At 63.5% G+C, this 8,687-nt stretch carries 11 protein-coding genes and 1 pseudogene; 7 read left to right on the top strand and 5 right to left on the bottom strand.

The window, feature by feature from the left end; genetic code table 11:
* Nucleotides 1-239, top strand: a pseudogene (locus A5764_RS29260) (mammalian cell entry protein); the annotation flags it as partial.
* Nucleotides 240-312: 73 nt separating this feature from the next.
* On the opposite strand, the gene A5764_RS08175 reads toward A5764_RS29260, so the two are convergent.
* From A5764_RS08175 to A5764_RS08165, 3 genes are all read right to left on the bottom strand, one after another.
* Nucleotides 313-834 (bottom strand): hypothetical protein, encoded by a 522-nt coding sequence (locus A5764_RS08175; protein ID WP_067111370.1) that lies wholly within the window; start codon nucleotides 832-834, stop codon nucleotides 313-315.
* A gap of 132 nt (nucleotides 835-966) precedes the next feature.
* Nucleotides 967-1,608, bottom strand: a complete 642-nt coding sequence (locus A5764_RS08170) for a hypothetical protein (RefSeq protein ID WP_067111366.1) — start codon at nucleotides 1,606-1,608, stop codon at nucleotides 967-969.
* Complete coding sequence (locus A5764_RS08165) at nucleotides 1,605-2,372, bottom strand: hypothetical protein (RefSeq protein WP_067111363.1); 768 nt, start codon at nucleotides 2,370-2,372, stop codon at nucleotides 1,605-1,607. The genes A5764_RS08170 and A5764_RS08165 overlap by 4 nt, the downstream gene beginning before the upstream one ends.
* A 221-nt stretch (nucleotides 2,373-2,593) precedes the next feature.
* Here A5764_RS08165 and A5764_RS08160 point away from each other — a divergent pair, with 221 nt between their 5' ends.
* Nucleotides 2,594-2,995 (top strand): hypothetical protein, encoded by a 402-nt coding sequence (locus A5764_RS08160; RefSeq protein ID WP_231989649.1) that lies wholly within the window; start codon nucleotides 2,594-2,596, stop codon nucleotides 2,993-2,995.
* Nucleotides 2,996-3,045: 50 nt separating this feature from the next.
* On the opposite strand, the gene A5764_RS08155 is transcribed toward A5764_RS08160, so the two are convergent.
* A complete protein-coding gene (locus A5764_RS08155) occupies nucleotides 3,046-3,369 on the bottom strand; it encodes a hypothetical protein (RefSeq protein WP_082951577.1) in 324 nt (107 codons plus the stop codon).
* Nucleotides 3,370-3,652: 283 nt separating this feature from the next.
* A complete protein-coding gene (locus A5764_RS08150) occupies nucleotides 3,653-4,255 on the bottom strand; it encodes a TetR/AcrR family transcriptional regulator (protein ID WP_067111357.1) in 603 nt (200 codons plus the stop codon).
* A gap of 106 nt (nucleotides 4,256-4,361) precedes the next feature.
* Here A5764_RS08150 and A5764_RS08145 point away from each other — a divergent pair, with 106 nt between their 5' ends.
* The 5 genes from A5764_RS08145 (at nucleotide 4,362) to A5764_RS08125 (ending at nucleotide 8,679) form a co-directional block, all read left to right on the top strand.
* On the top strand, nucleotides 4,362-5,138 hold the full coding sequence (locus tag A5764_RS08145) for a hypothetical protein (protein WP_067111354.1): 777 nt from the start codon (nucleotides 4,362-4,364) through the stop codon (nucleotides 5,136-5,138).
* Nucleotides 5,135-5,968 (top strand): hypothetical protein, encoded by an 834-nt coding sequence (locus tag A5764_RS08140; protein WP_067111351.1) that lies wholly within the window; start codon nucleotides 5,135-5,137, stop codon nucleotides 5,966-5,968. The genes A5764_RS08145 and A5764_RS08140 overlap by 4 nt, the downstream gene beginning before the upstream one ends.
* On the top strand, nucleotides 5,968-6,555 hold the full coding sequence (locus A5764_RS08135; RefSeq protein ID WP_067111349.1) for a cytochrome c oxidase subunit 3: 588 nt from the start codon (nucleotides 5,968-5,970) through the stop codon (nucleotides 6,553-6,555). Before A5764_RS08140 ends, A5764_RS08135 begins: the two co-directional genes overlap by 1 nt.
* A 3-nt stretch (nucleotides 6,556-6,558) precedes the next feature.
* A complete protein-coding gene (locus A5764_RS08130) occupies nucleotides 6,559-6,840 on the top strand; it encodes a cytochrome C oxidase subunit IV family protein (RefSeq protein WP_067111346.1) in 282 nt (93 codons plus the stop codon).
* A 204-nt stretch (nucleotides 6,841-7,044) separates the two neighbouring features.
* The gene (locus A5764_RS08125; protein ID WP_067111343.1) at nucleotides 7,045-8,679 is read left to right on the top strand and encodes a PE domain-containing protein; all 1,635 of its coding nucleotides are present in this window, start codon (nucleotides 7,045-7,047) and stop codon (nucleotides 8,677-8,679) included.
* Nucleotides 8,680-8,687: the final 8 nt, after the last annotated feature.

Here is an 8,687-nt window from a genome sequence, read left to right as displayed (position 1 = left end):
CGCCCGCACCGCCGGCGCCTCCCGATGCCGCGCCACCCGGCACGGCCAATGGTGAAGGGCCGCAGGCTGCCCCAAGCTCATTCGGTGGGGGAGCCGGTAAACCGGTGCCGTCGATCGCGGTCGCCCACTACGACCCGCGTACCGGTCGCTATGTCGGCCCGGACGGAAAGCTGTACCAGCAGTCGGATCTCGCGACGGCGACACCGCCTAAGACGTGGCGGGATATGCTTCCCACCTGAAAGCCGCTCCGCAACGATGCGGGACGCGAAGGGGCCAAAAAGAGCAGCGGGGCAACGGGGCTGGAACGCCCGGTCAGCCTAGCTTGTCGAGGCGTAGTGGCATCGCGATATCAAGCCACTGGTTCTGCCCGCAGGCACCACTCGGGCCGACCGTCTTGTCCTTTCCGGCCAAGGTCGGCGCGCCGAGTGTAAATTCACCATTCTCGTTCACCGGATAGAAATAGAATGTCTGCTGCCCCGTGAACGCGGTACCGTCGGCGCACCGCTCCCAGTTCGGCACATCGCGCTTTACGTACCACATGATGCTGTCAAGCATATATAGCGGCGCGGTCCATCCCTGGTCGCTCGTCACCGTGCCGTGGCATTCCTGAAATGTGACGCATGACGAGCTGATGGTCCATGTTTGGGTGACCGTGGCCTCGCCGTTGAACTGATCGTTGGTCTTGGCGTAATCGCCGATGGACGTGGCGCGATATGTCCCGTTGATGGCCACATCTTCCTTGGTTTTAGCCTGGGCTGTGGATGCCGTGCCCAAACTGCCGAATACGGTGGCAGCCACCAGCGTTGCGATGTGGAGTGTTCCAACTGAACGCATCAGGTGCTCCTCGACGCGCGTAATCCGGCAATTCCTATAAGCAGCTTTGGGATCGTTTGCGGCGTTCTCGAGCGATGACGTTACACCGCTTCGGCCGACGAGGTAATGGTTCGAACCGAAGATTTACCGTGCTCATCCGACCGGATCGAATTTCTCGATCAACCAGGAACCGTTGACCTTCTTCAGCGTGACCAGGACGCTGCTGTCGGCCTTGACGGGTTCCGGCTTTTGTTTGCTTGCCGTGGTCTGGTCGACGAAGACCAGCACGACAGCCGAGTCGGGATGTAAATCCGAAACCGCGGCCCGAATCACCTTGGCGGTCACCGTCAGTTGCCCCTGCTGCGCCACCGGCCCGACGATTTGTTCGGTGAACTTGCTGTAGTAGGTCAAAAAGCCGCCGGTGAGATGTGATTTCGCCTTGGCGAAGTCACGGTCCAGAGCGGTGTAGGAATACGACAACACATCTACGGTGGCATCTGACGCCGCCTGGACCGCTCGGCGTGCCCTCGCATCGTCGATCTGCCGATCCGGACGGTACCAAATGAAGAACAAGCCGACGGCGAGTCCCACCGTGGCAACGACCAACACTGTCGCCACAATTGAACGCCACCTCGTCAAACACCGGCGGGTCCAGCGCCTAATCGGGGCTAGCCCGCCGACGCGTGCCCGTCCCTCGCGAGCGGGTGGTCCCGCATCCTCGCCGGCCGCCGCAGTCTCCGCGCCGTCAATCGCTGTTTCGGTGCTGTCCAGCGGCGAGCCATGCTCGACAGTCATTGCAAGAAATCAACTTTCGACATCTTGAGCTGACCACCGTCGCGGTCGAGATTGACGCTGAGCCGCCACAAGGCGGATGGTCGTTTCGTGTTATCAGGATTGGTCACATCGGATTTCGCCGCGACGAGCACGACTGCCGAATTGTCGGTCACCGACTCGACAGCGACGGCTTCCACCGTGACCTTGCTGACGACCTTTGAGTCCTCGGCGCTTTTAGCCATAACGCCTGAGGTCGCTTCGAGTTGGGTCTTGAGCTGGCCCGTGCAAGCGTCGATGAGGCGCTGGATGTCCTCTTTGGCATGCTGGGAGTCCATCGACATCAGCGCCGTAACCCCTTGCCGCGCAGCCGTAGCGAACTCGGCGGAGAGCTGCCGGTTGTGCACGATGGTGTAGTGCTGCCACACCATGTAGCCGCTGGCGCCGAGCGAGGCGCAGGCGAGCACGATCGCGGCACCAACAGCTACCGCTTTCCGTCCTGGGGCGCGGAGCCACCGTGGCCGCGATCGGGACGACTTCGTGGCGCGTTGGCCAACGGCGCGCGGGACGGTGCTGTCCTCGTCGTTCGCGTCCGCGGTTTCTGTTGTGTCACTGGGATCACCGGACCTGGTTCCGGCTGCCTGGCGCAGGCGCATGACACGCGCGCGAGCCGCCTCGGCGCGCGCTTCCGCCTGGGCCGCCTCGTCTTCTGCTTCCGCTACCGAAGTGGGCGTTTCGGCGCCAGAGCCGCCAGGCGAGAGTGGGTGGGGTCCGTCGGGATCCGTCATGTCCGCCCGGTCATCACGACCGTCGGCGTCAGACGCCTCCGGCGAACGCTGCCGCGACCCCATGGTTGCCTCTGGCCGCTCCGGATCATGCACGGAGAAGCAGCTTATCACTTCCGGACATGGGCTTACCGCTGTCGCCGGGCGTGTGCCTCTTGGGGAGATCCTCTCCAAATAAGAGAATTTTCATTTCGGTTTCTTTTTAGGTGTGGCAAAGTAATGGGGTGCGATCCATCGTGGCACTGGCTGCCGCGTTGCTCGGCGCCAGTGTGCTGGCGGCGCCGTCGGCCTCTGCCGGGCCGACTGTGTGCGACTACCCCGCCTGCACCCCCGGCATCATGCCGCATCAGGTTCTCGGCGCGCCGTGTGACAACACCACTTACTACGCCTTCGGGACGGCGGACAATTACGTTTCCTTCGCCTCACAGCCTGGACGGCTGATGTTCTGCGGGTCGCCGAGAAGGTACCAGCCGCGATGGTTCCGGTCGCCTCCGATGGCGGGTATCAAGGATGAGGGCTCCGACTGCACCCAGTATCAGAACTACGTGGCGCAGGCGCCCGACGGCCTGTTCCTGGTCTGCATAGCTGAGGCCGGCCATACGACCTGGGTCCGCGGCGACACCTAAACCCGTCGGCGACGCGGGGCCATTGTGGGGTTTGTGGGGCTCAAGGTCACCTACCAGCTCCGCAACGAGCAGAGCACTCCCTTGGCGCCGTCTTTGGATACGACGACCTGTCCGTCGACGGTGAGATCGCAGTGGAACGAGGGCGCGCCCGGTTCGGTACCGGTGCTGGCCGTGACCAGCGCCCACACCTCGGGGTTAGCCAGGTCCAGTTCGTAGCTCCACGGTTTACCCGGGGCGATATCGGCCTGGATGTTGGGGACGAATTGGTACGGGTTGTGGCTGTAGTCGGAGAACTTCGGGGGTTCCTGGTCGAGGTAATAAATATCGGCATAGATCGGATTGGCAGCCGAAACGGTGTATTTCACGTGGTGCATGACCGGGTCGTCCGCGCGCGTCGGCGGGGCCGCGGCCAGGCTCGTCGTCGCCGACAGCAACGCCAGCGCCGCGCCCAGCAGGGTCCTAGCAGTAACCATGCCCCGGTCTCCATCGCCCGATATTGGCATTCTCCCTAGCGGAGAATAGCACCGCCCAGGCCTTTTCTAGACCCTGAAGTGCGGCTCATTCTATAAGGCGGCGGACAAGATTCCCGTAAAACGACCACGCGGACGTGGAAGCCGGCCGGTGAAGCCGCCGAGGACTTCGGTCGGCGAAACCCTGTCAGTTGTGGGCCGTTTGATGTAGGCCGAGCAGGCGCCGGCTCAGGTCGGTAAGCCGGTCGAGCAGAGTGTCGTCGTCGACGTCGGCGATCAGGGGATGCATAACGGCGGCGCTGATCGCGCCTGAGAACATGGCGGCCTCGATCCGTCCGTCCAGGCCGGCGTCGCTCAGCAACACCCGATACAGACGGTCCATGAAGCGCTGCAGCGGCTTGTGTTCGGCCAGCAGCCGGACTACGACGGGATCGAACTGCAGCGTCCGCACCAGCCGGCGGTCTCGGACCGCCATCTCGACCATGCGCACCAGCAGCGCATCACGGGCCTCCGGTCCGTCGCCGTGCGCCTCGGCTTCTTCGAGCGCCGGAGCCAGCCGAAAGAGTTCACGCTCGGTGACCGCGAGCACGATCTGCTCCTTGGTGCGGAATTGGTGGTAAACAGCGGCTTTCGTGATTCCGACGGCGTCGGCGATCATCTGCAGCGAGGTACCGCTGACGCCGTGCCGGGCGAACAAGTCCAGCGCGGCGTCGAGCACGCGGGTGCGAGCGGCGCTGTGCTGGACGACCCGCAGCTCGCCGTCGTCGACCGGTTGTTGCGCTGGTACCACACAACGAGACTAGCCGAACGGCTATTGACCTCAGGCTAGCCGAGCGGCTAGTTTCGCGGGCAAGCCATGACTACGTAGGCGGTCGCGCGCGTGGGAGGGAGTATCGATGTCCGACGTCGGCGGGGGCGATGCGGCTGCGCGCCGCGGTGCGCTGCGGCATACCGATGGCGAGCTGATTCTGCTGTGGACGTTGCCCGTCTCGCTGATCCTCTGGATCGCCAGCTTTCTCCTCTTTCCGGGCTTCAATCCGCCGATGTCACCCTCGATGCCGGCGGAGCAGGTTGCCGCGTTCTACCGCGATCCGGCCCACCTCCCGCAGATCCGGTACAGCATGATCGCTTTCAACTGGTTCGGTGTGGGCCTCGTCCCGATCCTGGCTCTGATCGTGCTGCAGATCCGCCGAATGGCCCATCGGACGCCGATCTTCTCCTACGCCATGTTGGGTTGCGTTTCCGGCGGCCCGACGTTGTTCCTCGTCGCCAACGTCTGCTGGCTGCTCGCCGCCTTCCGTCCGGAACGGAGTCCGGAGCTGACTCAGCTCCTCAACGATTTCGCCTGGATGACCTTCACCATCCTAGTCCCGTTTCTGATCGGGCAGAGCGTGATCCTCGCCCTGGCAATCTATTTCGACGATCAGCCGCGCCCAGTATTCAAACGTTGGGTGGCGCACTTCAACCTTCTCGTGGCCGCGGCCCTGGTGCCCGCAGCCTTTGTCGGAGTGTCATTGACCGGCCCGCTGGCGTGGGACGGCTTCCTGTCGTTCTGGGTGAAAAACGTTGCCATCGCCGTTTGGATCATCGTGATGGGCGTTGCATTGGGGCATGCCGTTTATCGCGAGCGCGCCGAAGACCGGGGGCGCGGAGAAGAACTGGTGAATGCATGAGCGCGGTGATGACACCGCCGACGTCGCCGGCCACACCCCCCTCCGGCCCGCTGCATCACCGGATCGCCTGGCATCTGCGGCACAACCCCAAACGCGAGCTCTGGTTGGCGTGGTGGGCGCTCGTCGTCTTTTACAACGTGTTCTTCCCGGTGTTCTTCATCGTGGCGCAAGTCCAGCCCCCGCCGCAGCCGACCTGGGACCTCGCAACGCAGGTGCACTGGTTCCACGAACGCCACCTCGGCATACCTGTTGGCTTTGGCATCATTTTCGCCATTGGCGGCATGATCGCGACCAACAACGCCCTCATCGCGTATTCGATGCGACGCATGTCGGTCAGCCGCGCGTTCGCGTATTCGTATCTGCTTATCTACTCGTTCAGTGCGGTTCCCGGAATGCTGCTGCTCAACATCGCACTGATCGTCGGGACACTGCGACCAGAGCGTGACCCCGAAGCGATGGCTTGGCTCTACGACTTCGCTTTCTTGTCTTTCGACGGGACCATGGGAGTCTTCCTGATCGGCTCGCTGATCTGGATGGTCGCGATTCTGCTCGACAAGAATCGGGTGTTCCCCAAGTGGTTCGGCTATCTCAACCTGTGCAACGCGCTCACCGAGGTCGTAGTGGCGCCCTGTTGGATCTTTCGGCGTGGTGTGCTGGCGTGGAATGGCGAGATCGCCTGGTGGCTGGACATGGTCGTGTTCGGCATCTACCAGGTCACTTTCGTTGTCATGCTGTATCTGATGATCCGGCGCGAGGACTTCGGCACCGGGCCGCTGCCGGACCTCGCGCGGAAATCGAAAGCCAACCGATCCGACAAGGCGGCGGCCTGATGACGGAAGTTGCCGAAGCGGGCAAACGCGCCAGGTTCGTGCCGGGCCAGCCGGACATGTGGGCATTCGTGCTTTTCGAGACATTAGTTTTCACAGCGTATTTCGGCTTCTACCTGTTCTATCGCGCCCGAAGTCCCGAACTTTTCCTACACTCCCAGGCTCAGCTCGACCTGCGGATCGGGGTTTTCAACACCCTCGTCCTGCTGCTGAGCTCGTGGTCGGTGGCGCGCTGCGTCCAGTCGGCCCGCGCCCGCGCCTACCGAGCGGCGCTCAGAGATGTCTTCATCACGGCCGCATTCGCCGCAGTGTTCCTTTTTTTCAAGGTGTTTGAGTGGGTCCGGTTGGTCCGCATGGGAAATGGCTTCGACAGCAACGACTTCTTCACCTACTACTTCTTTCTTACCGGAATCCACTTTGTGCACCTGCTGATCGGCTTCGTCGTCCTTGGCGTCATCGTCTACCGACTTCGCGGCCCGGCAAGAGGATCCCAGGGGGCTCAGGAGGTCGTCGAAACGTGCGCAACCTATTGGCACACCGTCGATTTCTTGTGGGTGCTCATCTTTGCGTTGCTCTACGTGGTGAGGTGAGGAGTGAAATTCAACAAGAGGCTGCTGGTGGTATGGGTGATCTTGGCTTCACTCACGTTGGGCTACCTGGCGATAGACCACTCGGTGGACCGAACCCTAAGACCCAGTGCGGTGGTCACGTCGAGCGTCATCGTGATCGCACTCATCAAGGTGCGCATCATTTTTCGTGAGTTCATGGAAGTCAGGCAGGCTCCCGCCCTGCTGTGCCGCCTGACCGACGCCTGGGTTGGGCTTATGGCCGTCGCTCTGCTCGGCAGCTATTTCATCGGAACGACGCTCGCGTAGCCCCGGGCATGCGATGCTCCCGGCGCTGATCAACCGGGGATCGATGTCAATACGCTGGACGCGAGAGCGGACAGTGTCATATAGATATACGCCCTGCATAACGGTTCGATAACGGTTATTTCGCGGTGTCTTTGGTGTTTTACCCGCGCTCAATAGCATCTGCCAGATCTCCCGATGCGCGGGACATGAAAAGCAGGTAGCGCCATGACGTTTCTGATTGCAACACCGGCGATGCTGGCCTCGGCGGCCTCGGATCTGGCCGGTATCGGTTCGGCGCTCAGCGCGGCCAATGCGGCGGCGATGTTCCCGACCACCGCGCTAATGCCCGCAGCCGGTGACGAGGTGTCGACTGCGATCGCATCGCTGTTTTCCGGCTACGCCCGGGCCTATCAGACGCTCAACGCGCAAGCGGCGAGCTTCCACCGGCAATTCCTGCGGGCGTTGAACGGCGCGGGGAATTCGTATGTGGCCGCGGAGGCGGCCAACACCTTGCCGTTGCAGACCCTGGAACAGGACGCCCTGAGCCTGATCAACGCGCCCACCGACGCGATGCTGGGCCGCCCGCTGATCGGTAACGGAACCGACGGCGTGCCGGGCACCAGTCAAAACGGCGGGCCCGGCGGCCTTTTGGTCGGCAACGGCGGCAATGGCGCTTCCGGCGGTCCCGGCCAGGGCGGCGGCAAAGGTGGTGACGCCGGGTTGTTCGGCAACGGCGGCCGGGGCGGCGGTGGCGGGGCCGGCGGCCTCGGCGGCGCCGGCGGCCGCGGCGGGCTGTTGTTCGGCCAGCCGGGCGCCAACGGGATCAACGGCGGCGCTACCGGCGGCACCGGAACAGGTGGCACCGGCACGGGCGGCACCGGCGGAACAGGTTCCGATTCGGGGGAGTACTCACCCTACGTCGACATCACGCTCTGGCCCGGGCCCAGCGGGTACGATTTCGCTTCCGCCGCCCAGGCGGGAGTCAAGAACGCCACGCTCGCCTTCATCACCGCCGACCCAACCGGTCATGCGGCCTGGGGCGGCTATTCGGCGTACGACGTCGCCGGTGGCTCCCAAAGCTCGTACATCAACAACCAGATCGCCAACATGCACACGGCCGGCATCAACGGGACCATCTCATTCGGCGGCGCGGCGGGTACAGACCTCTCTGCCGTCAGCGGTCAGACGCCGACCGCGCTGGCGCAGGACTACTCGTCGGTCGTAAACACCTACAAGATCTACAATCTCGACTTCGACGTCGAAGGTGCGTTGCAGTCCAACACTCCAGCGCTGACGACGCAGGCGCAGGCGGTCGCCATGCTGCAGCAGCAGGAGGCGGCTAACGGCACGCCCGTGAGGGTCTCGTACACCCTCCCGGTGCTGCCGACCGGTCTGGTCACCGGGCAGGGCGGCGGGCTGAACGTTCTCCATATCGCCGCGGCCAACGGCGTGGACGTATCCCGCGTGAACGTCATGGCCATGGACTACGGCAATGGGTTCGATCAGACCGGAAACCCGGGCATGGGCGTGTACGCGATCGATGCCGCGACGGCCACCCATGGCCAGCTGATGACGCTCTACCCGTCGATGTCCAGCCAGCAGGCATGGCACATGCTGGGGGTGACGCCGCTGATCGGGATCAACGACGACCCGAGCGAGATCTTCAGCCTCGCCAACGCCCAACAGCTGACCGCCTTCGCCCAGCAGAACAACATCGGCGAACTGTCCATGTGGGAGCTGCCCCGCGACGTCACAGGCACGTTGGGCGCCGTCGATGCCGTCGACGGCAGCGGAATAGCGCAAACCCCGTTCGAGTTCTCCGGCATTTTCGAGCGGATCGAGAGCGGGTCCCTAGCCTGACGTGCGCC

This window comes from Mycobacterium sp. 852002-51057_SCH5723018 (assembly GCF_001667035.1).
Taxonomy (GTDB): Bacteria; Actinomycetota; Actinomycetes; order Mycobacteriales; family Mycobacteriaceae; genus Mycobacterium.
The sequence above is the reverse complement of the archived record's forward strand: the minus strand, read 5'-3'. Positions and strand labels throughout refer to the sequence as shown.